General features: G+C 68.2%; 20 protein-coding genes. 8 read left to right on the top strand and 12 right to left on the bottom strand.

What is annotated here, in order from left to right:
• The first annotated feature begins 68 nt into the window (after positions 1-68).
• The 4 genes from ACR9ZH_RS02880 to ACR9ZH_RS02865 all read left to right on the top strand — a co-directional run bounded on the left by ACR9ZH_RS02880 (position 69) and on the right by ACR9ZH_RS02865 (position 4,202).
• Positions 69-1,112, top strand: a complete 1,044-nt coding sequence (locus ACR9ZH_RS02880; RefSeq protein ID WP_481289258.1) for an SPOR domain-containing protein — start codon at positions 69-71, stop codon at positions 1,110-1,112.
• 42 nt (positions 1,113-1,154) lie between these two features.
• On the top strand, positions 1,155-1,790 hold the full coding sequence (locus ACR9ZH_RS02875; RefSeq protein ID WP_481289257.1) for a CvpA family protein: 636 nt from the start codon (positions 1,155-1,157) through the stop codon (positions 1,788-1,790).
• 11 nt (positions 1,791-1,801) lie between these two features.
• Complete coding sequence (gene purF / locus ACR9ZH_RS02870; RefSeq protein WP_481289256.1) at positions 1,802-3,280, top strand: amidophosphoribosyltransferase; 1,479 nt, start codon at positions 1,802-1,804, stop codon at positions 3,278-3,280.
• 118 nt (positions 3,281-3,398) lie between these two features.
• On the top strand, positions 3,399-4,202 hold the full coding sequence (locus tag ACR9ZH_RS02865) for a ferritin-like domain-containing protein (protein WP_481289255.1): 804 nt from the start codon (positions 3,399-3,401) through the stop codon (positions 4,200-4,202).
• An 89-nt stretch (positions 4,203-4,291) separates the two neighbouring features.
• On the opposite strand, the gene ACR9ZH_RS02860 is transcribed toward ACR9ZH_RS02865, so the two are convergent.
• From ACR9ZH_RS02860 to ACR9ZH_RS02820, 9 genes are all read right to left on the bottom strand, one after another.
• Positions 4,292-5,011, bottom strand: a complete 720-nt coding sequence (locus ACR9ZH_RS02860; protein WP_481289254.1) for a UDP-2,3-diacylglucosamine diphosphatase — start codon at positions 5,009-5,011, stop codon at positions 4,292-4,294.
• Positions 5,008-5,724, bottom strand: coding sequence for a peptidylprolyl isomerase (locus tag ACR9ZH_RS02855; protein ID WP_481289253.1), 717 nt, complete (start codon positions 5,722-5,724; stop codon positions 5,008-5,010). Before ACR9ZH_RS02855 ends, ACR9ZH_RS02860 begins: the two co-directional genes overlap by 4 nt.
• Before the next feature lie 65 nt (positions 5,725-5,789).
• Positions 5,790-7,307: a Ppx/GppA phosphatase family protein gene (locus tag ACR9ZH_RS02850; RefSeq protein WP_481289252.1), complete on the bottom strand. Its 1,518-nt coding sequence runs from the start codon at positions 7,305-7,307 to the stop codon at positions 5,790-5,792.
• Between the two features lie 91 nt (positions 7,308-7,398).
• Entirely contained in the window at positions 7,399-7,932 is a 534-nt protein-coding gene (locus ACR9ZH_RS02845; RefSeq protein WP_481289251.1) for a hypothetical protein, read from the bottom strand.
• Positions 7,929-9,074: an MGDG synthase family glycosyltransferase gene (locus tag ACR9ZH_RS02840; RefSeq protein WP_481289250.1), complete on the bottom strand. Its 1,146-nt coding sequence runs from the start codon at positions 9,072-9,074 to the stop codon at positions 7,929-7,931. Before ACR9ZH_RS02840 ends, ACR9ZH_RS02845 begins: the two co-directional genes overlap by 4 nt.
• Complete coding sequence (gene ppk1 / locus ACR9ZH_RS02835) at positions 9,071-11,146, bottom strand: polyphosphate kinase 1 (RefSeq protein ID WP_481289249.1); 2,076 nt, start codon at positions 11,144-11,146, stop codon at positions 9,071-9,073. Before ppk1 ends, ACR9ZH_RS02840 begins: the two co-directional genes overlap by 4 nt.
• 78 nt (positions 11,147-11,224) lie before the next feature.
• Positions 11,225-12,502 carry a phosphate regulon sensor histidine kinase PhoR gene (gene phoR / locus ACR9ZH_RS02830; RefSeq protein ID WP_481289248.1) on the bottom strand — a complete coding sequence of 426 codons (1,278 nt, stop codon included), beginning with the start codon at positions 12,500-12,502 and terminating at the stop codon, positions 11,225-11,227.
• Positions 12,503-12,563: 61 nt separating this feature from the next.
• A complete protein-coding gene (phoB, locus tag ACR9ZH_RS02825; protein ID WP_166698972.1) occupies positions 12,564-13,253 on the bottom strand; it encodes a phosphate regulon transcriptional regulator PhoB in 690 nt (229 codons plus the stop codon).
• A 105-nt stretch (positions 13,254-13,358) separates the two neighbouring features.
• The gene (locus ACR9ZH_RS02820; protein WP_481289247.1) at positions 13,359-14,975 is read right to left on the bottom strand and encodes a M48 family metalloprotease; all 1,617 of its coding nucleotides are present in this window, start codon (positions 14,973-14,975) and stop codon (positions 13,359-13,361) included.
• A 156-nt stretch (positions 14,976-15,131) separates the two neighbouring features.
• Between ACR9ZH_RS02820 and grxC the strand changes: the two genes are divergently transcribed.
• The 3 genes from grxC to ACR9ZH_RS02805 all read left to right on the top strand — a co-directional run bounded on the left by grxC (position 15,132) and on the right by ACR9ZH_RS02805 (position 16,922).
• On the top strand, positions 15,132-15,401 hold the full coding sequence (gene grxC / locus ACR9ZH_RS02815) for a glutaredoxin 3 (protein ID WP_481289246.1): 270 nt from the start codon (positions 15,132-15,134) through the stop codon (positions 15,399-15,401).
• Positions 15,401-15,793, top strand: coding sequence for a carboxymuconolactone decarboxylase family protein (locus tag ACR9ZH_RS02810; RefSeq protein WP_481289245.1), 393 nt, complete (start codon positions 15,401-15,403; stop codon positions 15,791-15,793). Before grxC ends, ACR9ZH_RS02810 begins: the two co-directional genes overlap by 1 nt.
• 106 nt (positions 15,794-15,899) lie before the next feature.
• On the top strand, positions 15,900-16,922 hold the full coding sequence (locus tag ACR9ZH_RS02805; protein ID WP_481289244.1) for an isocitrate dehydrogenase: 1,023 nt from the start codon (positions 15,900-15,902) through the stop codon (positions 16,920-16,922).
• A 57-nt stretch (positions 16,923-16,979) separates the two neighbouring features.
• On the opposite strand, the gene ACR9ZH_RS02800 is transcribed toward ACR9ZH_RS02805, so the two are convergent.
• Positions 16,980-17,402, bottom strand: a complete 423-nt coding sequence (locus ACR9ZH_RS02800; RefSeq protein ID WP_481289243.1) for an ester cyclase — start codon at positions 17,400-17,402, stop codon at positions 16,980-16,982.
• Between the two features lie 90 nt (positions 17,403-17,492).
• On the opposite strand from ACR9ZH_RS02800, the gene ACR9ZH_RS02795 reads away from it, so the two are divergent.
• Positions 17,493-18,374 carry a LysR substrate-binding domain-containing protein gene (locus ACR9ZH_RS02795; protein ID WP_481289242.1) on the top strand — a complete coding sequence of 294 codons (882 nt, stop codon included), beginning with the start codon at positions 17,493-17,495 and terminating at the stop codon, positions 18,372-18,374.
• Positions 18,375-18,381: 7 nt separating this feature from the next.
• Here the strand turns inward: ACR9ZH_RS02795 and ACR9ZH_RS02790 are convergent, their stop codons facing one another.
• Together ACR9ZH_RS02790 and ACR9ZH_RS02785 are read right to left on the bottom strand one after the other, a co-directional pair.
• Complete coding sequence (locus ACR9ZH_RS02790; protein WP_481289241.1) at positions 18,382-19,128, bottom strand: FkbM family methyltransferase; 747 nt, start codon at positions 19,126-19,128, stop codon at positions 18,382-18,384.
• A 21-nt stretch (positions 19,129-19,149) separates the two neighbouring features.
• The gene (locus ACR9ZH_RS02785; protein ID WP_481289240.1) at positions 19,150-20,721 is read right to left on the bottom strand and encodes a hypothetical protein; all 1,572 of its coding nucleotides are present in this window, start codon (positions 20,719-20,721) and stop codon (positions 19,150-19,152) included.
• Positions 20,722-20,802 lie beyond the last annotated feature (81 nt).

Raw genomic sequence — 20,802 nt, 5'->3', positions numbered from 1 at the left:
CGCGGGGCGGACCCATTGCCGGTTATAATCGCCGCGATTCGCATTGCGCCGGTCGTCTGGAGCTTTCCTTGAAAACACGCCTGCTGGGTGCCGCCGTCCTGATCGCTCTGTTGGTGCTGTTCGTGCCGATGTTCTTCTCCAGCACGCCGCCGAAGACCGACACGGACCAGACCGTGAGCCTCGCCATTCCGCCGGCACCGGACCGTGAACTGCAGACGCGCACCCTCGACGTCGCACCGGCTGGTACCCCTGTGGCGCCCACGGGCGCTCCCGCCGCGAACACGCCCCCGGCGCAGCCCGCCGCGCCGGCGCCGGCGCCGGCCACGGTCATCCCAGGCAACGGCAGCCGCCTCGCCTCGGTGGACATCGCGTCGCGCAAGCCTGCCGACGCGCTCCCCGAGGACTTCGCCAACGCTCCCGCGGCGAGCAGGCCTGCCGCGGCTGCACCGAAACCCGCTCCTGCAGCGGCCACGCCGGCCGCCCCGGTAGCCAAGGCGCCGGCCTTGCCCCCCGGCACGGCAGCCCGCGGCAGCTACAGCATCAATCTCAGTGCCTATGCCGACCGCAGCAAGGCCGACGCGCTGGTCCAGAAGGTGAAGGCGCTGGGTTATCCGGTCAGCACCGCGGCCACCAACCAGGCTGGCAAGGCGCTGACCCGGGTCAGCGCAGGTCCGTTCGAGACACGGGCGGCCGCCGAGGCGGCCCGCCTGAAGATCGTCGCCGCGGTGCCGGGTGCGCCCGCCACGCTTTCCACCAAGGCCGAGGCACAGACCGCGGACGTCCCCGCGTCCTCGCGCCCGGCTGCGACCCCGAAGGCGCCCGCGGCCGTCCCGGCCACCGTGCCGGCCGCGGCGCCCGCCGCCCCGCCGCGCGCCGGGGGCTTCGCCGTCCAGGTCGCGGCGGTGAGCAACGAGGCCGAGGCCACGCGGCTGCGCGACAGGCTGCGCGGCGCGGGCATCCCCGGTTATGTGGACAGCATCGCGTCCAGCGGCGGCGCGAAGCTCTGGCGCGTGCGCGCCGGGCCGCAGACCCAGCGCGACGACGCGGTCCGCCTCAAGGACCAGATCAAGGCCAAGGTCGGTCTCGACGGTGTCGTCGTGTCGGCGCCCTGAGGGGCCGGACCTGCCAACCGTCGCCAAGCCGGGGAGTAGCGAGTGAACTGGGCCGACTACGTCATCCTTGCCGTGCTGTTCGTGTCGGTCTTGATCGGCTTGGCGCGCGGCCTCATCTCGGAGGTGCTGTCGCTGGCGATCTGGGTGGCGGCGTTCTGGCTGGCCTGGCTGTTCGGTCCGGCGGTCGCGCGGTATTTCGAAGGCAGCGTTTCGTCGCCGATGGCACGGATCGCCCTCGGTTACGGACTCTGCTTCATCACGGTGCTGCTGGTGGGGGCGGTGTTCCGCTTCCTGATTTCGCGCCTGGTCTCGGGAACGGGGCTGGGCGGCGTGGATCGCCTGTTCGGGATGATCTTCGGTCTCGCACGCGGCGTGCTGATCGTCAGCGGCGTGGTGTTCCTGCTCGGTTTCACCCCGCTGCCGAACGAGCCGTTGTGGCGTGAGTCGAAGATGCTGCCGCAGTTCGCGGCACCGGCGGCGTGGCTGGGTCAGCAGGTGCCGGCGAACGTGCGCGAGTACCTGCATCCGCCTGCGGCACTGAAGGACGTGAAACTGCCCGACGTGAAACTGCCCACGCGGGAAGAATTGATGAAACTGCGCGACCTGACGATACCCGCGCGGCCCACGCAAGAACAGAACGCTCACCCCGCCGCCGCGACCACGGCGGCCTCTTCGTAGAAGGCAAGACCATGTGCGGAATCATCGGCATCGTCGGTACCACGGAAGTGGCATCGGCCCTGTATGACGGCCTGACCGTCCTGCAACATCGCGGGCAGGATGCCGCCGGCATCGCCACCGTGGATGGCGCGCGCCTGCGCCTGCACAAGGGCAATGGGCTGGTTCGCGACGTCTTCAACTCGGCCGGCGTGAGCAAGCTGCGCGGCCGCATCGGCATCGGCCATTGCCGCTATCCCACCGCGGGTTCGGAAGGCACCGAAGAGGCGCAGCCGTTCTACGTGAATTCGCCGTACGGCATCGCCTTCGCGCATAACGGCAACCTCGTGAACACCGAGACCCTGCGCAAGGAGATGTTCGAGGACGATCGCCGCCACATCGACACCGACTCCGATTCCGAAGTGCTGCTCAACGTGCTCGCGCACGAGCTGCAGGTCGAGGACCGCGGCGACCTCACCCACGAGCACGTCTTCAAGGCCGTATCGCGCGTCCACGCGCGCGCCCGCGGCGGTTACGCCTGCATCGCGCTGGTGCTGGGCTACGGTCTCATCGCTTTCCGCGATCCGAACGGCATCCGCCCGCTGGTGCTCGGCGAGCGCGTCACCGCGGAAGGCCGCGAATACGCGATCGCCTCGGAATCGGTGGCCCTCGACGTGCTCGGCTTCAAGCGCCTGCGCGACGTCGCGCCGGGCGAGGCGGTGATCGTCACCGAGGGCGGCGAGCTGCTCTCGCGGCAGTGCGCCGAGGGCGCGGTGCATGCGCCGTGCATCTTCGAATACGTGTACCTCGCGCGCCCGGATTCGATGATCGAGGATGTCTCGGTCTACAAGGCGCGCCTGCGCATGGGCGAGAAGCTCGCCGAGAAGATCCTGCGCGAACGTGGCCCGGACCACGGCATCGACGCGGTCATCCCGATTCCGGACACCTCGCGCACCGCGGCCAGCTCGCTGGCGCAGGCGCTGGGCGTGCCGATGCGCGAGGGCCTGGTAAAGAACCGTTACATCGGCCGCACCTTCATCATGCCGGGGCAGGGTGAGCGCGTGAAATCCGTGCGCCGCAAGCTCAACGCCATCGACCTCGAGTTCCGCAAGAAGAACGTGCTGCTGGTGGACGATTCGATCGTTCGCGGTACCACGTCGCGGCAGATCATCCAGATGGCCCGCGACGCCGGCGCCAAGAATGTCTATTTCGCCTCGGCCGCGCCGCCGGTGCGTTATCCGAACATCTACGGCATCGACATGCCGGCGGCCTCGGAGCTGATCGCGGCCGGCCGCACGGTGCAGGAAGTGGAAAAGGCGCTCGGTGCCGACTGGCTGGTGTACCAGGATCTCGAGGATCTGATCTGGGCGGTGGCCGACGGCAACGAGGACCTGCGCCAGTTCGACACCTCGTGCTTCTCCGGCGAGTACGTCACCGGCGTGGACGCGCGCTTCCTCGAGCAGCAGGAAGCGCTGCGTTCGGATGCCGCAAAGAACGAACGCCGCAGCGCGTGACAGCTGGGGCAGGAGCGCGCCCTGCGCGCGACAGCTTTTCGCGGGTAGGCAGCAGGGCCTGTTGCTCTGCGCGAAAAACTGTCGCGCGCAGGGCGCGCTCCTACAGCGCCGTGTTGCCATGAACGACCTGCACGCCGCCGCCCGTCGCTGCCTCGACGCGACCGATCCGGTCGAGAAGGTGCGGCTCACGTTCGACACGTGGGCCGCGCTGGAAGCGGGCAGCGTCGCGCCGGATCCTTCCTCGCCGCCTCCATTGCCGATCGGCCTGCCGGGGCGTCCCGGGCGTCCACGTCTCGTGCCCGCGCGCGAGCTTGCGCAACGCGGCCTCGGTACCGAAGCAGGGCGGGCGGCGCTGGTGCACGCCATCGCGCATATCGAGTTCAATGCCATCGACCTTGCATGGGATGCCGTGTACCGCTTCCGCGGCAAGCCCGCTGCGTACTATCGGGACTGGGCCTCGTGCGCCAACGACGAAGCCCGCCATTTCACGCTGTTGTCCGGCCGCCTCGCCGAACTTGGCCACGCCTACGGCGACTTCGATGCGCACAACGGCCTTTGGGAAATGGCGGAGAAAACCGCGCACAGCGACACCGCACGCATGGCCCTCGTGCCGCGCGTGCTCGAGGCGCGCGGTCTCGACGTGACACCCGGGATGATGGAGCGCCTGCGCCGCCAGGGCGACGAGCGTACGGTGGCGATCCTCGAAGTGATCCTGCGCGAGGAAGTGGCCCACGTGGCGGCGGGAACGCGCTGGTTCCACTGGTGCTGCGCGCGCGACGGCATCGATCCGGAAGCCACCTTCGCGCAGCTCCTCGCCGATTACATGAACAACTCGCTGCGCGGACCGTTCAATCTCGACGCGCGCCGCGCGGCAGGGTTCTCCGAATCCGAGCTGACCTGGCTGGGAACCCTGGGCGGGTAGGAGCGCGCCTTGCGCGCGACATTTTTTGAGGCGGTGAGCCACAGGGCCTGTTGCTCTTCGCTAAAAGCCGTCGCGCGCAAGGCGCGCTCCTACAGGCCGCGGAGGTCGACGCGGTTGCCGTCGATCGACAGCACCGAGCCGTGGTCGTACCAGTCGCCAAGCACGATGCGCTGCGCGTTCCCGCCGTCGAGGGTGAAGTCGTGGATCGCCGGGCGATGGGTGTGCCCGTGTACCAGGCGACTTACGCCAGCGCGACGCATGGCGTCTTCCACGGCGCCCTGGTTGACGTCCATGATCGTTTCGTCGACACGGCCCGTGCGGGCCTTGCTGTCGTTGCGGGCCTTCGCCGCGAACGCACGGCGGGCATCCAGAGACATGGCGAGGATCTGCGCCTTCCATGCCTCGGTACGCACCTGCGCACGCACCGCCTGGTATTCGACGTCGTCGGTGCAGAGCACGTCGCCGTGCATCAGCAGGGTGGGCACACCTTCGATGGTATGCACGGTACCGTCGTCGAGCAGCGTCATCCCGGCGCGTCCGGCGAACGCCGGCCCGAGCAGGAAGTCGCGGTTGCCGACCATGAAGTACACCGGCACGCCCGCGTCGCGCAGGCCGCGTGTCGCGGTGGCGATGCGTTCCGGCAGTTCGGCGTCGTCGTCGTCGCCGATCCATGCTTCCACGAGATCGCCGAGGATGTAGAACGCGCTCGCGGAACGGGCTTCGTCCGAGGCCAGGAAGCGTTCGAACAGCGCGGTGATGTCCGGCCGTGCATCATCGAGATGCAGGTCGGCGATGAAGAGCGTGCTCATGCCGGCTTCGAGGATGCGTCGGGCTTTTTCTTCGCGGGTGCCTTCACCGGCACCTTGGCGGCAGCGGCTGGCGCAGCACTGGAAGCAGGCGCGGGCGTGGCCTTTTCCTCGCCGACGACGTTGGCCGACTCGATGACCACCAGCGGATTCGGCACGTCGCCGACGAAGGGGCCCTGCGCACGCGTGGGCAGGGCGGCGATCTTGTCGATCGTGTCCATGCCGGAAACGACCTTGCCGAACACCGCGAAGCCCCAGGTGAGGCTGCTCTGGTTGCCCACATAGTCGAGGCGGCGGTTATCGACGAGGTTCACGAAGAACTGCGACGTGCCCGAGTTCGGGTCCGTGCCGCGCGCCACGGCCACCGTGCCGCGCAGGTTGGACAGGCCATTGTCGGCCTCGCTGGGAATGGCCGCGCGGGTGCGCCGCTGGGTGAGGTCGCGGCTGTAGAGGCCGCCCTGCACCATGTAACCGTTCACCACGCGATGGAACACCGTGCCGGCGTAAAACCCGTCGCGCACGTACTGGAGGAAGTTGGCGACGCTCTTGGGCGCCTTTTCCGGGAACAGCTCGAGGGTGAACTCGCCCTGGCTCGTGTGCATGACCACCCGAGGGTGCTCGACGGCGGCGGGAGGTTGGGCCGCCGGCTTGGCCGCCTGCGCGAGGGAGACCGCAGGCAGGACGAGGAGGGCGCTGGCGAGGACGGCTCTGAGCATGGGTGACCGGTCGTGACGGTGGAACATTCCCCGCATGATACGCCCGTTTGGCGTGCGGCTCCCGCTCATTCGGTGACGATCTCGAGCTCCAGGCCCAGTTCCCCCAACGGCTCGCGCTCTTGCTCGAGGTCCGCTTCGGTCAGCGGATGCTGGTCGAGCCAGTCCGCTGGCAGCGAGAGGCGCAGGCGCTGGCGCGTGGCGACGACGCGGATACGCGGCAAGGCCTCGGCGCGCCGGGCGCGACGGAACAGCACGCTCAGGCGCAGGATCGCCGTGATGTGGCGGGCCAGCATGCGATAGCGTGCGGGCAGCGCCGAGATGACGGATTTTTCCGGTTTGCGCCGGTGCGACTCCACGATGGCCGCAAGTAATTGCTGCTCCTGCCGCGAAAAGCCGGCGAGGTCGGCGTTGCGCAGGATGTATCCGCCGTGACGGTGGTGCTGGCTGTGGGCGATGGCGAGGCCGAGTTCGTGCACGCGGGCGGCCCACGAGAGCCACTCGCGCGCGTCATGGTCGAGCTTCCAGACCTTCGCCAGCTGGTCGAAGATGGCGAGAGCCGTAGTTTCCACCCGGCGCGCCTGCGCGCGATCTACGCCATAGCGGTTGGCCAGGGAGTCGATGCTCGCCATGCGCGGGTCGGTACCCGCGGAACGGCCGATGAGGTCCCAGAGCAGGCCTTCGCGCATGGAGCTTTCCGATACGCGCAGGCGTTCGATGCCCAGCGCGTCGAAGGCCGCCTCGAAGATGGCGACACCGCCGGCGAAGACGGGCGCGCGGTCCTCGGCCAGACCGGGCAGTTTCAGCACGTCGGACGAACCCTGTTCGATCAGCGCTTCGCGTACGGCCGCCAGCGACTCCGGCGTGATGCCGTCGTCCGAGAGCTTCATGGCCCTCACCACGGCGCCGATCGCCTTCGCCGTGCCCGAGGAGCCGTAGGCATCGGCCCAGCCTGCTTCGCGGTAATCCTCGGAGAACTGCTGGAGCAACACGCCGATCTCGCGTCGCGCGCGCAGCCAGCGCTTGCGCGTGATCTTGCCGCCGGGAAAGAAGCGCAGCGTGCTGGCGATGCAGCCCACCTGCACGCTTTCGGTGAGGATCGGCGAGGTGCCGCGGCCGACGATGAATTCGGTGCTGCCGCCGCCGATGTCGATCACCAGGCGATGATCGCGCGATGCGGGCAGGTCGTGCGCCGCGCCGAGGAAGATCAGGCGGCCTTCCTCGCGGCCGGAGACGATCTCGACCGGATGTCCCAATGCCGCTTCGGCGGCCGACAGGAACGCGTGCGGTGAGGCCAGCCGGCGTACCGTGTTGGTCGCCACGGCACGCACGTGCAAGGCAGGGATGCCAGCGATGCGCTGTCCGAAGCGGGCAAGGCTGGCGAGCGCGGCAGCGCGATGGCTGGCATCGAGCGTACCGTCAGGCCGCAGACCTACCGCCATGCGCACGGAATCGCGCAGCCGGTCGATGACGCGGGGCTCGCCGTGCTCGTAGCGCGCCACCACCATGTGGAAGCTGTTGGACCCGAGGTCGACGGCGGCGAGCAATTCGCCTTCGTTGATCTGCGATTTACCTGAGGTGGCCATTGAGAAGAATTCTGACACGCATCGAACAAGCAGTGTAGGAGCGCGCCCTGCGCGCGACCGCTTTTCGCGAGGAGCAACCGGCACTGCTGCCCTATCGCGAAAAGCTGTCGCGCGCAGGGCGCGCTCCTACGAGCGAGATTTTCGGCTTCGGCAGGGCTGAAAGCACGAACAGGATGATACAGAGGAAGCCGAACACCCAGTAATCCGTCGGCGCCGGTCCCCACCAGTGCCTGTGCCACGGCACGTTTGCCGGGTTGAACCGCGCCAGTCCGAACGCCGGATTGAGCACGAACCAGAGCCCGTCCTCGGCGACCCAGAACAGCATCACGCACGCGATGGCGCGCACCTGCGCACGCCAGCTCCAGAATCCCCGGAACACCATCGGGAAATGGAAGAACAGGGCGATGAATGGGAAGACCCACGCGTGGTAGCCGGTCATCGGCCGTCCGCCCCAGAGCAGGTCGAGCAGCCAGTGGTTCTCGATGCGCCAGGTGGGAAGACTGGTCGCCCAGCCGTGCGGACCCTCGATCTCGATCTCGACATGGGCGAAGCAGAAGGCGAGGAGGAGCGTGAAAAGGGCGGTCGCCACGAGGGCGGTGACACGCCGGCGCGGCGAATGGCTCATGCACCGTCCAACTGGTCGAGCACGGTATCGATCACCTGGCGCGCCGCATGCGGACGCCCGATGGCCCGCGCGTTCCCCGCCATGGCAGACAGCCGCGCCGGCTGCGCCTGGAGCTGGCCGATCCGCCAGGCGAGTGATACGGCGTCGATCGCCTTCCATGCCGCGCCCTGTTCCATGAGGTAGTCGGCATTACGTTCTTCCTGCCCCGGGATGGGCGCGTTGACGATCATGGGCAGGCCCATGGCGAGGCATTCGGAGGCGGTGAGGCCGCCCGGTTTCGTTATCGCGAGGTCGCAGCAGGCCATGAGGCGATCGACATGCTGGGTGTAACCCTGGGGAAAAAGGCGGCCGGGATAGCGGGACGCCGCGAGCATGCGCAAGCGCTCGAGCATCGCGGCGTTGCGGCCGGCGAGCACGACCAGCTGGAAGCCGTCGGTGCTCGAAAGCAGGGCGTCGGCCAGGACGTCCAGCCCGCCGACGCCTGCACCGCCGCCCATGACCAGGTAGGCGGGGCGGCCGGGATCGATGCCGAATTCCATCGACAGCGCGCGGCGGTCATGCGGGCCGGCGAACGCAGGCATCACGGGGATGCCGGTCGTGTGCACGCGTTCCGGCGGCAGGCCGACCGCGCGCATGCGCTGTGCGATTTCCGGGCTGGCCGCGAGATAGCCCGTCATCCCTGGAATCACCCACATGCGATGCAGGTCGAAGTCGGTGACCTGCAGCCACACCGGTACATCGATGCGTTCCTTGCGGATCTGTCGCGCGAGCAACTCGGCCGGGAGGAAGTGCGTGCAGACGATGGCGTCCGGCGCGAACTGCGCGATGGCGGCGCGGAGGCGTCGCGTATGCAGCCGCTCGATCGTCCGGCGCATGCGCTGGGTGAGCGCGTCCGGGCGGACGTCGTCGGTAATGCGGTAGAGCATGCCCCACAGCTGGGGATGACGGGTGATCAGGCGCAGGTAGAAGTCGGCGTAGATGCGCCGGAAACTCGATGGAACGTAGTCCATCACGTCCAGGTGGCGCGCCTCCACCGCGCGTCCATCCTCCGCCAGGGCGTTCACCACGGCTTCCAGTGCCTGCGCGGCGCGCACGTGCCCCGCGCCGGCGGACACGGACAGGAGGAGGATGCGCCGCTTCACCCGCTGTAAGCCGCGAGCAGGGCCTGCTGCGCCGCGTGCGGCGCTTCGCCCCTGGCCGGATGGCTGCGCGTGTAGCGGCCATCGCTGCCGAGGATCCATGCCTGCGTGTTGTCGCGCAGGTAGTTGTCCAGCGTCTCGTCGTACACGCGCCGGGCGAGTTCGGGCTGCAGGATCGGCACGCCCACCTCGATGCGGCGCATGAGGTTGCGTTCCATCCAGTCGGCGCTGGCGCAGTACAGCTCGGGCGCGCCGTCGTTGCCGAACCAGTACACGCGGCTGTGCTCGAGGAAACGCCCGACGATGGAGCGGACCCGGATGTTCTCGGACACGCCGCGGATGCCCGGACGCAAGGTGCACGCGCCACGGATGATCAGGTCGATCTGCACGCCGGCCATCGACGCGCGGTAGAGCGCCTCGACCACGTGGGCTTCGTTCAGCGCGTTGAGCTTGGCGACGATGCGCCCGGGCCGGCCGTTGCGCGCGTGCTCCGTCTCGCGCTCGATCTTGGCCATCACGCTGGAGTACAGCGTGAACGGCGAATGCAACAGGCGTTTCAGCTGGATCATCGGACCGAGGCCCGAGAGTTGCTGGAACACCTTGTGGATGTCTTCGCCGATTTCCGGATCCGCCGTCATCAGGCCGATGTCGGTGTAGCCGCGGCTGTTGCCCTGGTGGTAGTTGCCGGTCGAAAGGTGCACGTAACGCCGCAGGCCGCCGCCTTCCCGGCGAACGATCAGCAGCATCTTGGCGTGGGTCTTGTAGCCGACCACGCCATAGACCACCTGCACGCCGGCCTCCTGCAGCCGGTTGGCGAGGCCGATGTTGGCTTCCTCGTCGAAGCGCGCGCGCAGCTCGATCACCACGGTGACGTCCTTGCCGTTGCGCGCGGCTTCCACCAGCAGGTCCACCAGCGGCGAATCCTTGCCCGCGCGGTACAAGGTCTGCTTGATGGCGAGCACGCCCGGATCGTCCACGGCACGGCGCAGCAGCTCGACGACCGAGGCGAAGGATTCGTACGGGTGGTGCAACAGCACGTCGCGCGTACCGAGCACGTCGAACTCGTTCACGCCTTTCTCGAAGGCGGGCGACAGGCGTGGCGTGAAGCGCGGGAACTTCAGTTCCGGACGATCCACCTGGTCGTAGATCAGGCCCGCGCGGATGATGTTCACCGGACCGTCGCAACGATAGACGTCCGCTTCCTCTAGGTCGAAATTCGCGATCAGCATCTCGGTGATCGCGCGCGGGCAGTCGGCACCGACCTCGAGGCGGACGGGGCGCGCATAGCCGCGTCCGGCGAGTTCCTCGCTCAGCGCGCGGGCCAGGTTCTCCACCTCGGCTTCCTCGACCACCAGCTCGCTGTTGCGCGTGACGCGGAACTGGTAGGTGGCGCACACCTGGAAACCCGGAAAGATCTCGTCGCCGAAGGCTTGCAGTACCTCGGCAAGGAACACGAAGTCGCCGTCGCCCCCGGACACCTCGGCCGGGAGGTGGATGATCCGCGGCAGCGAGCGCGGCGCCCGGACCAGGGCCATGTGCCCTTCGCGTCCGAACGCGTCGCGGCCCTTCAGGACCACGGCGAGGTTCAGCGTCTTGTTGAGGATGCGCGGGAACGGATGCGCGGGATCGAGCCCGAGCGGGGAGAGCACCGGCATGATCTCGTTCTGGAAGTAGCCCTGCAGCCAGCGGCGCTGCTTGTCGCTCCAGCCGTCGCGGGTGAGGAAGCGGATACCTTCCCCCTCGAGCGCGGGAAGCAACTCCTCGCGCCACGTGGCGAAGATCTCGGCCACCAGTTCCAGCGTGCGCTCGCGGATGCGGGCGAGGATCTCGCTGGAGGAGAGCCCGTCGGCGCCCGGCACGGCCGCGCCCAGCGCGTGCTTGTGCTTGAGCACGGCCACGCGCACCTCGAAGTATTCGTCGAGGTTGTTGTTGACGATGGTGAGGTAGCGCAGGCGCTCCAGCACGGGTACGTCGGGGTCGCGCGCCTGGGCGAGTACGCGGAAATTGAATTCCAGCGCCGCCAGTTCGCGGTTGATGTACAGCTCGGGGTTGCCGAGGTCAACGGTCTTGCTCATGCCTTCCACTGTTCCGCTCGCGACGCCCGATGGTGGCTCATCGGCGATCATGCCGGAAAGCGGCGACGCAGCAAGCCATCAGGGATGGAGCCCCGCGGCTTCCTGGATCCGCGTGCCGTCCAGCAGGCGCTCGCTGCCGAAGACACAGGCGAAGGTGGAACCCTTGCCGGGCTCGCTTTCGATCGCCAGGCGCGCCTGGTGCAGGTTCAGCACGTGCTTCACGATCGACAGGCCCAGCCCGGTGCCGCCCGAATCGCGCGAGCGGCTGGAGGAGACGCGATAGAAGCGCTCGGTGAGCCGGGCGATGTGCGCGGCGGGAATGCCGAAGCCGGAATCCTGCACCGAGAAGCGCGCACCGCCTTCGACGGCCGCCCAGCGGATCGCGATGCGGCCGCCGGTGGGCGTATAGCGCACGGCATTGCTCACGAGGTTGGAGAACGCGCTGTGCAGGTCCTTCGGCGAACCGAGCAGGTCGAACGAGGTGGCGATGTCCAGCGAAATGGTGTGCCGGCCCTGGCTGAGCGCTTCCGCCTCCTTGCGCAGGCTGGCCAGCAGGGGCGACATCTGCACGTGTTCCTCGGCCACGTGATCCTGCGTTTCCAGGCGCGACAGCGTCAGCAGGTCTTCCACGATCTGGCCCATGCGCTTGGACTGCGCGCGCATCTCGTCCAGCACGGGTGCCAGCTCGGGCACGTCTTCCGGATCGAGCAGTTCCAGGTATCCATGGATCACGGTCAGCGGCGTGCGCAGTTCGTGCGACACGTTCGCCACGAAGTCACGGCGGATCTGTTCGAGACGGGTGAGGTGGCTGGTGTCGCGTACGAGCAGGAGCCGCTGCCGGCTGCCGAAGGGGAGCAGGGTGGCGGTCACGTGCCGGTTGGGATGGCCGGGTGCGGTGACCTCGTTGAGCGGTTCGCGACCGCCGTCGGCGAGCCATTCGGCCAGTTCCGAATTGCGCAGCAGTTCGGCGATGGCGCGGCCGCGGTCGCGCGGGCGCTTCAAACCGAGGAGGTCTTCCGCCGCATGGTTGAACCAGCGCACGTGCAGGCCGTGGTCGAGGAGGACCACGGCGTCCGGCAGGGTTCCGGCCGCGCTGCGCAGGTCGCGCAGGCGTGAGGCGATACGGCGGGTACGAGTCATCAGACGGTCATGCTCAGGGTGGGGCGTGGCGGGCGATTGCAACATTGGCCGCGTCTTATGACAGAACAAAGACAACAGCACGACGGTTTCCGCTACGGCGACCGTGGCGATGACGGGGAGGGTCGCGCCCACCAGGAAACCGGCGCCGGCGCCCGCGATCAGCGCCGCGGCGCATACGGCGGGAAGTCGCCAGGTGGTGACGAAGCGATCGGGCATGCGTGGGGCCGGTGACGGTGGTCTGGTGTGACCCACCATAGCGCGCCTGGGCCCGGAAAACCTAGGTGTTCGAGGAGAACCGGTAGCCGGCGCCGCGAACGGTCTGGACCATGTCGTCGAGCTTCCACGGTTCCAGGGTCTTGCGCAGGCGGCGGATGTGCACGTCGACGGTGCGCTCCTCCACGTACACGCTGCCGCCCCACACGTGATCGAGCAGCTGGGCGCGCGAGTACACGCGTTCCGGATGGGTCATGAAGAAGAAGAGCAGGCGGTATTCGGTCGGTCCGATGGGCACCGCGTCCTCGCCCGCGAACACGCGATGCGCGGGGCCATCGATGCGCAGCCCGCCCAGTTCCACCACGCCGGAGCCGTCGTCGCCCTGGCTGCGGCGGAGCACCGCCTTGATCCGGGCGATGAGTTCGCGGGTGGAGAAGGGCTTGATGACGTAATCGTCGACGCCGGCTTCCAGGCCGTTCACGCGGTCCATTTCCTCGCCGCGGGCGGTGAGCATGATGATCGGGATCTCCCGCGAGAGTTCCTCGCGGCGGAGCCGCCGGGCCAGCTCCAGCCCGCTGGTGCCGGGAAGCATCCAGTCGAGCAGGATCAGGTCGGGCACCCGTTCCGAGATGGCCATCTGGGCGGCGCGGGCATCGGCGGCGTGAGCCGCGTCCATGCCTGCCTTGCGAAGGGCGAAGGCGACCATGTCGCGTATCGAAGCTTCGTCTTCCACGATAAGGATGCGCTTATGCACGCTGTGACCGCTCGTTGGCTATGACGGTCATATTGCAGCCCCGCTGTGTTACACCGCAATGACAATCGTCACATTAGGGCCTGGGCGGCCGCGCCGGGTCCGCCGCTACTGGCTGCGGCCGTCCGGATTGTCGTCGGTGGTCACCCGGCGCTTGCGCAGCTCCAGCAGGAGCGGGGTCAGGTCGCTGATCCGGGCCTGGATGCGGGAACGCTGGTAATAATCCAGGTCGTCCCGCTTCAGCAGGCGGCGCAATTGCTCCATGGCATCGAACGGCCGTCCGGCGAGGTAGGCGCTGTCGGCATAGGCCTCGGCGGCGCGCACGCTGTCGCCGGAGCGCTCGCTGGCGCGAGCGAAGGTACGGTAGATCTCCGGATCGTCGCTGTCGTCCAGCATGGGCCGGAGCATGGACGCCGCGGTACGCGCGTCCTCGGTCCGGCCGCTGTTGGCCAGCGCGCGCGCATAACCCAATGCCACGGCACGGTTCCGCGGGGAGTTGTCGTGCAAGGCCTTGTAGATCGCCATGGCATCGCCGTGGCGCCCTGCATCCTCGTACGCGTCGGCCATGGCCAGGCGGACCACCACGTTGCCCGGCTGGCTGGCCAGGAGGGGCTGGAGTTGCTCCACGGCCTGTGCGCCCTGGTCGCTCCGGATGAGGGCAAGGGCGTAGCCATAACGGTTGGCCGCGGTGTCGAAGTCCTTCCGCTTCAGGTTCGTCGCGTAGTAGCCGGTGAGCTTGCGGGCGTCGCCGGAGAGCACGCGCACGCGCTCGCGCATCAGCGCATACGTGTCGCCGACGCTGTCCTTGGGGACCTTCGCGCCTGTCGTGACCAGCGAGGTAGGGTCTTTGACGAACAGCACCGGTGCCGTGCTCTTTTCCCAGGTGGTCTTGTCGATGGTGGGCAGCCGCGGCTTGTTCGCCTGCCGCTCCTCGAGCACGCGCGCCCGGGCCTTCGCATCGCTGATGCGGGCCAGGGTCACCGGGTGGGTCTGCAGCAGGGCGGGGAGGGCTTCCTCTCCCTCGCCCACCCGCATGGTGTCCTGCATGCGGCCGAAGAAGCCCGCCATGGCCTCCGGATCGAATCCGGCGTTGGCGAGGGTCTGGATGCCGACCCGGTCGGCCTCGACCTCGTCCTTGCGGGTGAAGTTGATCTGCCGCTGCAAGAGCAGGCCCTGGCCGCCCATGAGCACGGCCGGCGCGGCATCCCCCGCGCCCCCGCCCGCACCCGCGGCGATCGCACCCAGCAGCACCAGGGCCATCAGCGGCGCGTTCTTCTTCGAATCCTCGAAAGCCCGGTACAGGTGGTTCTGGGTGATGTGGCCGATTTCGTGGGCGATAACGCCGGCCAGTTCGCTTTCGCTGCTGGTGATGTCGATCAGGCCCGCGTTCACGCCGATGTAGCCGCCGGGCGCCGCGAAGGCGTTGATCTGGTCGTCGCGCACGATGAAGAACGAAAAATGGTCCTTCGGGCGGTCGCTGGCGGCCACCAGGCGGTAGCCAAGGTCGTTGATGTACTGGTCGAGCAGCGCGTCGTCCACCGTCATGTCCAGCGCGTGCATCTGGCGCAGCATCATCGCGCCGTACTGGTCGGCCTCCCGCGGGCTGATCAGGGCGTTGGCGGAGCTGCCCAGGTCGGGCAGGCGGACGGCGTCCTGCGCGCCCGCGGCGAAGGTCGCGAGGGCGGCGGCGGCGATGAGGGCGAGACGGGGAAAGGGCGGGCGCATAGGTCGAGCGACGATACCATCACCAAACGACGGGTTGCCTCCCTGCGGCGGGGGCAGTGGAGAGCTTTGACAGTACCTTGAGGCGCGGGTTCGCCGTACCTTGTAAAATCTTCTCCAGGACGCCATCTAGCGCCCATTCCTGCCGAGAATTGCAGCATGTCCACCCCTGACATCACCATTTATTCGACCGCGGTCTGCCCGTACTGCGTGGCGGCCAAGAACCTGCTGAAGGCCAAGGGCCTGACCTGGAACGAGGTGCGCATCGACCTCGACCACGCCCAGCGCGACGTGATGCTGCAGAAGAGCGGCGGCCGCCGCACCGTGCCGCAGATCTTCATCAACGGCACCCATGTCGGCGGATTCGACGACCTCGCCGCCGCGGACCGCAGCGGCCGCCTGGCCGAAATCCTCGAGGCGACGCACTGATGGCCGGCGATCGCGTGGAGGAATTCACCGCGTTCCGCAAGCGGATGAACGAGCGGATCCTGGCCGAGGACAACCAGGTGGTGCGCCGCTTCTTCGCCCTGGACACCCAGACGTACCGCGAAGGCGCGCTGGACGTGAAGACCAAGGAGATGCTCGGCCTGGTCGCCTCCATGGTGCTGCGCTGCGACGATTGCATCAGCTACCACGTCGCCCAGTGCAAGGAAGCCGGTGTGAACCGCGACGAATTCTTCGAGGTATTCAGCGTGGGCCTCGTGGTGGGCGGATCCATCGTGATTCCGCACCTGCGCCGTGCCGTCGATTTCCTGGACTCCCTCGAAGGCGAGGCCGGGGCGGGCGACGCCACCGCCTGTGCGGACCATACGGCTGCCTGACCGGCGCGATCCTTGAAGGAAGCGGGGTAGATCGCCGATAATTGGGCGATTTTTCTCCCCGCTCGCGACACATCCGCGTGCTTCGCTTCCCTTCAGGAGTATCCCCATGAGCAAGACCATTGCCGTGATTCCCGGCGACGGTATCGGCCCCGAGATCATGGACGCGACCATCCGCGTCCTCGACGCACTCGATTGCGGCCTCACCTACGACTACGTGGACGCCGGCGTGGTGGCACTCGAGAAGCATGGCGACCTCCTGCCCCAGGCCACGCTCGATGCCATCGAGAAGCACAAGGTGGCCCTGAAGGGACCGCTGACCACGCCGATCGGCGGCGGCTTCACCTCGATCAACGTCACCCTGCGCCGCAAGTTCGACCTCTATGCGAACGTGCGCCCGGCGATCAGCTTCCCGGGCACTAAGGCACGCTACGAGAACATCGACATCATCACGGTGCGCGAGAACACCATGGGCGCGTACATGGCGGAAGGCCAGACGCGCGAAGGCGAAGGCGAGAATGAGGTGGCCGTGTCGGTCATCCGCAACACCCGCCCCGGCATGGAGCGGATCTGCCGCTACGGCTTCGAGATGGCCCGCAAGAAGGGCCGCAAGAAGGTCACCGCCGTGCACAAGGCCAACATCATGAAGACCTCGTCGGGCCTGTTCCTCGACGTGGCGCGTGAAGTCGCGAAGGACTACACCGATCTCGAATTCAGCGAGATGATCGTCGACAACGCCTGCATGCAGCTGGTGATGAATCCGTACCAGTTCGACGTGATCGTCACCACGAACCTGTTCGGCGACATTCTCTCCGACCTCTGCGCCGGTCTCGTCGGTGGCCTGGGCCTCGCGCCGGGCGCGAACATCGGCAAGGATGCGGCCATCTTCGAGGCCGTGCACGGCTCGGCTCCCGACATCGCGGGCCAGAAGAAGGCCAACCCCTGCGCGCTGCTGCTCGCCGCGGCCGACATGCTCGACCATCTCGACATGGTGGCGAAGGCGACCCGCCTGCGCAGCGCCATCCGCGACGTGATGGACGCCCGCGACCGCACCACGCCCGACGTCGGCGGCACCGGCACCACGGATACCTTCGGCGACGCGATCGTCGAGCGGATCCGCGCCACGGCGTAAGCCGGCGCTTCCGCGGTTTCGAAAGCCCCGCCCCGGCGGGGCTTTTGTTTGCTGGCCTCAGGCGTTCGCGCGAGCGGCCACCACGGTCCGGTAGACCTCGAGCGCATTGCGCTCCACCCAGTTGTGCTGGAGCAGGCCGTCCTCGCGGACGTGCCACACCGCCGTGCCGGTCATCTCGAACGGCGTGCCGCAGGGCTCCAGTCCCATGAAGCCGTTGTTGCGGCCGCTCACCTTCCAGCGCGATGCGACCCGGTCACCGGCCTGATTCTGAAAGGTTTCCACGGATTCGAGGCGGAAGTCGTCGATGCTCGCGAGGAAGGCGGCGACCCACTGTTTGAAGGCCTCGCGGCCTTCGATGCGGACGCCGCCGGAGGTGATGGCGAAGTCCTCTGCGACGAGGCGGTCCACGGCATCCGGGTCCCCCGCCATCCAGACGGTTCGCCAGAAGTGTTCGACGATCTCTACGGAACGGTTTGTCATCGAGGTAGCCCTTGGGAGAAGGGCTCCATTCAAGCGCGTGGCAATCCATCACGCAAACGAATATAATGCGTGGATCAATCAGATTTCCTAATGAATAAGCACCGCCCCGACATCGATATCGACCAGCTCCGCGCCCTGCTCGCCGTCGCGGAGACGGGCGGTTTCACTGCGGCGGCGGGGCGGATCAATCGCACCCAGTCGGCGGTGAGCCAGAAGATCGCCCGGCTCGAGGAGCAGCTCGGGTGGAAGGTCTTCGAACGGAACAGCCGCGGGCTGCGGCTCACGCCGCGTGGCGGCGCCCTGCTGGAAGGCGCGCGCAAGCTGCTCGTCGACTACGAGCGTTTCGTCGATGGCATCCAGGGCAGCGATGCGGAGGCGATCCTGCGTCTCGGCGTTTCCGAAAACCTCATCGCCTCCCGCTTGCCGGGGCTTCTGGCGAGACTCAACGCGGAGGAGCCGGGCCAGCGCATCGAACTGAGTACGGGGCCGGGCATCGCCCTTCTCAAGGACCTGGATGAGGGCCGGCTGGATGTCGCGATCGCGCAGCGTCGGGCCGGCGAGGCGGCATCGCGCGGCCGCGTCGCGTGGCGCGAGCCCATGGCATGGGTGGCGGCCTCGTCGTTTCGCGAGGACGAGGGCGGGAGTGCACCCCTGATCCTGCTGCGCGAACCTTGCGCCTATCGCGATGCCGGGCTCGCCGCCCTTGAGGATGCCGGCCGGCCGTGGGTCGCTGCCTGCATCGTCGGCAACCTCGCCAGCCTCGAGGCAGCGGTGCTCGCGGGTCTCGGCGTGACGCCGCAGGCGCGATCCTTCGCACGTGCCGGCATGAAGATCCTCAAGCCGTCACGTCGCTGGCCGGCCTTGCCCGACACTGAAATCGCGGTGTTCAGCCGCGGGAGCGAGCAGTCGGCGGCCGTCGACGCACTTGCCGCGATGCTGTCCGCTCCGGCGCGGGCCATGCGAACAGTGTGAACAGGCCCTAGAGCTCCAGCCGTTCTGGAAACTCGAAACGGCTGTCCGCGGGTGCGGCGATCACGTTCTGCTGGACCATGCCAGGGAAGATGTTCCTCTCGACGCCTGCGTGGTTCTCGCTGTTGAACAGATACGGCACGTGCGACCAGGCGCGATAGCCGAGGGCCTTTATCGCGTCGACTTCCGTCTCGGCCGCATCCAGTCCGGACAGGCGCGCGTAGATCAGCGGGCGATGCGCGCGGATGGTATCGCCCGCGCCCGCGAGCACGTCGACCAGTGCATGCGGCAGGTTCACCTTGAGCAGGTGCAAGGCCTCCAGCCGCAGGCTGTCGATCGTGGCGACACGGACCTTTTCGTCCGTCGCCGGACCGGTAGCGGGCAGCAGGCTGGAAAGGGAGGCGCTGCCCTTCCCTCGCCCCAGCCACACCGGATGGGTGAAGACGTTGTCCAGCCCGTTGATCGCCACGTTCGCGCAGGCCTGCTGGAAGCGGATGCGGCGAGGTTCCGCCACGTGCACCTGGCCTTGTGCACCCACGGCCTGCGCCATCCACAGCGCGTGCGCCGCGAAATCGCCGCCGAGCTCGAGCACGGTCTGGCCTTCTTCGACCAGGCCGCTGAGCAGGATGGTCTCGTGTTCGGCCCATTCGCCGTAAAGCTGCAGGGAGCGGGCCACCGCATTGTCCGCGGCGACCGCGGCGGCGATGCCGTAACGGGTGGACCAGAACGGCTGGGGGGTTCCATGGGAGATCTTCATGCGGGGACTCACGGTCGAGGGTCAGAGGGTGGAGCGTGCGATGGCGAGGCGGCGCTGCGACTGCGCGAGCGCCCGCCCGTCTTGTCCTTCGGCGGCGGCCCAGCGCCGGCATGCGCTGCGCCAGAGCTCGAGCACGTGGCGTTCGGCGTGGCCTTCGCGCCAGATCGACTCGCACAGGCTCGCGGCTTTCGCGTGGTCGCCTTCGCGCAGGTGCATCTCCGCGATGGCAACGCGTGCCGACGGGCTCAGCGGCCCGCTGGCTTCGAGACTGCGTCCGAGCGATGCCATGACGCCGTGGCGCATGGCGTGCTCGGGCTGCGATTCGTAAACCAGCTGGATGTCGAGCCGGCAGGCAAGGGCTTCGGTGCGGCAGGCAGGATCCTGCTCGGCAAGGAAGGCGTGGACGAGGGCGTGGGAGCACGCTTCCGCCGCGACGTCGGGAGCCGAGAGGCGTGCCCGTCGAAGTGCGGTCTGCGCGATCAGCAACGCGGTTTCAGCGTCCGCGGCCTGCGCATGGGCCTGATCGAAGAGCGCTTGCGCGCGGTCGAGTTCCGGTAAGGCCATCGGCGCCTTATGCAACTGCGCGCGCCGCAGGCAGACCTCGCCCCGCCGACGGGCGGCACGTGCACGCGCGGCAGCATCGCCGGCGGCCATCCGATCGCAAAGCCTTTCCGCCTCCGCGAGCCGCGTCGCGACAGCCTCCCCGAATACCCACGAGGCCCAGGCCAGCTGCGCATCGATGCGTGCATCCAGGACGGCCGCGCGGTCCGCATCGGGATCTTCGGCGATCGCGGCAAGCAGGTTGCGCACCGCGAACAGCCGCGTGGCCCCAGAGCACTTCTCCGCTCGTGCGAGGCGTATCCGTAGAAGCTGCGCGAGGATCGCTGCCCGCGCTTCTTCGGCGGCGTCCGTTAGGGCGGCGAGCGCCTCGTTCTCGGCCGCGGCGAGAAGGACATCCGCTTCGCGCCGGGAAAGCGTGCGTGCCGCCGCCACGCACTCCTGCCAGTCGGCCGGCCGCGCGGACGGACCCGCCGGAGTGGCAGGTGGCAGCAGGTCGACGGGCTCAGCCAGCACATGGATACCGGGGGTCTCAAAGGATGAACTGCGATAGGTCCAGGTGGGTGGCGCGGGGCGTTGCGTGTCCCCGCTGCGCGGCGTGGCGAAACACGTAGCGATGGAGGCCGCTTCGGCCGGTCTCGGCGCGGCGCGTTTCCTTCGCCGCCACATGACGGCTGCGGCCGTCGGAATCGCGAGTCCACCGGATATGACGATCGCCAGCACGGCAAGGAGCGGCCAGATCGAAGGCTGCCCCGACGCCGGCGCAGGCGCCCTGGCCGGCGCGACTGGCGCTGCGGAGGCCGGCGCGCCGGCAGACGCAATCACGAACGGCGTGGCCTGCGACGGAGCGGGCTTGTCCGTTTCCATGGCATCGAGCATGCGCGACACGTCGCGCATCTGCCGCGCGCGCCTCGCACGTTCCTCCTGCTGTTGTTCGCGTCCGGCGCAGGCGGCCAGCACGCAGGCCACGATCGCCCAGGCAGCGAGGCGCGCGGCAATGCGTCCCCGCACGGGGGACGGCGATGAAACCTTCAACGATTTTCCTCAGCGTTTGCGACAGGCAAAGCGCCGACAATGGTATGCGGCTGATTCCGCGGGATCGATGGAAGTTTTCGG

This window comes from Luteibacter sp. SVR4-7G, assembly GCF_056755555.1.
This window is presented reverse-complemented; position numbering and strand designations above follow the sequence as displayed.

Bases quoted from the DNA above. Each gene is read 5' to 3' on its own strand.
- ACR9ZH_RS02860 (WP_481289254.1), bottom strand. From the start codon at position 5,011: ATGAGCACGCTCTTCATCGCCGACCTGCATCTCGATGATGCACGGCCG.
- ACR9ZH_RS02790 (WP_481289241.1), bottom strand. From the start codon at position 19,128: ATGAAGATCTCCCATGGAACCCCCCAGCCGTTCTGGTCCACCCGTTAC.
- purF (WP_481289256.1), top strand. From the start codon at position 1,802: ATGTGCGGAATCATCGGCATCGTCGGTACCACGGAAGTGGCATCGGCC.
- ACR9ZH_RS02795 (WP_481289242.1), top strand. From the start codon at position 17,493: ATGAATAAGCACCGCCCCGACATCGATATCGACCAGCTCCGCGCCCTG.
- ACR9ZH_RS02855 (WP_481289253.1), bottom strand. From the start codon at position 5,724: ATGCTCAGAGCCGTCCTCGCCAGCGCCCTCCTCGTCCTGCCTGCGGTC.
- ACR9ZH_RS02845 (WP_481289251.1), bottom strand. From the start codon at position 7,932: ATGAGCCATTCGCCGCGCCGGCGTGTCACCGCCCTCGTGGCGACCGCC.
- ppk1 (WP_481289249.1), bottom strand. From the start codon at position 11,146: ATGAGCAAGACCGTTGACCTCGGCAACCCCGAGCTGTACATCAACCGC.
- ACR9ZH_RS02820 (WP_481289247.1), bottom strand. From the start codon at position 14,975: ATGCGCCCGCCCTTTCCCCGTCTCGCCCTCATCGCCGCCGCCGCCCTC.
- ACR9ZH_RS02850 (WP_481289252.1), bottom strand. From the start codon at position 7,307: ATGGCCACCTCAGGTAAATCGCAGATCAACGAAGGCGAATTGCTCGCC.
- grxC (WP_481289246.1), top strand. From the start codon at position 15,132: ATGTCCACCCCTGACATCACCATTTATTCGACCGCGGTCTGCCCGTAC.
- ACR9ZH_RS02800 (WP_481289243.1), bottom strand. From the start codon at position 17,402: ATGACAAACCGTTCCGTAGAGATCGTCGAACACTTCTGGCGAACCGTC.
- ACR9ZH_RS02805 (WP_481289244.1), top strand. From the start codon at position 15,900: ATGAGCAAGACCATTGCCGTGATTCCCGGCGACGGTATCGGCCCCGAG.
- phoR (WP_481289248.1), bottom strand. From the start codon at position 12,502: ATGCCCGATCGCTTCGTCACCACCTGGCGACTTCCCGCCGTATGCGCC.
- ACR9ZH_RS02865 (WP_481289255.1), top strand. From the start codon at position 3,399: ATGAACGACCTGCACGCCGCCGCCCGTCGCTGCCTCGACGCGACCGAT.
- ACR9ZH_RS02810 (WP_481289245.1), top strand. From the start codon at position 15,401: ATGGCCGGCGATCGCGTGGAGGAATTCACCGCGTTCCGCAAGCGGATG.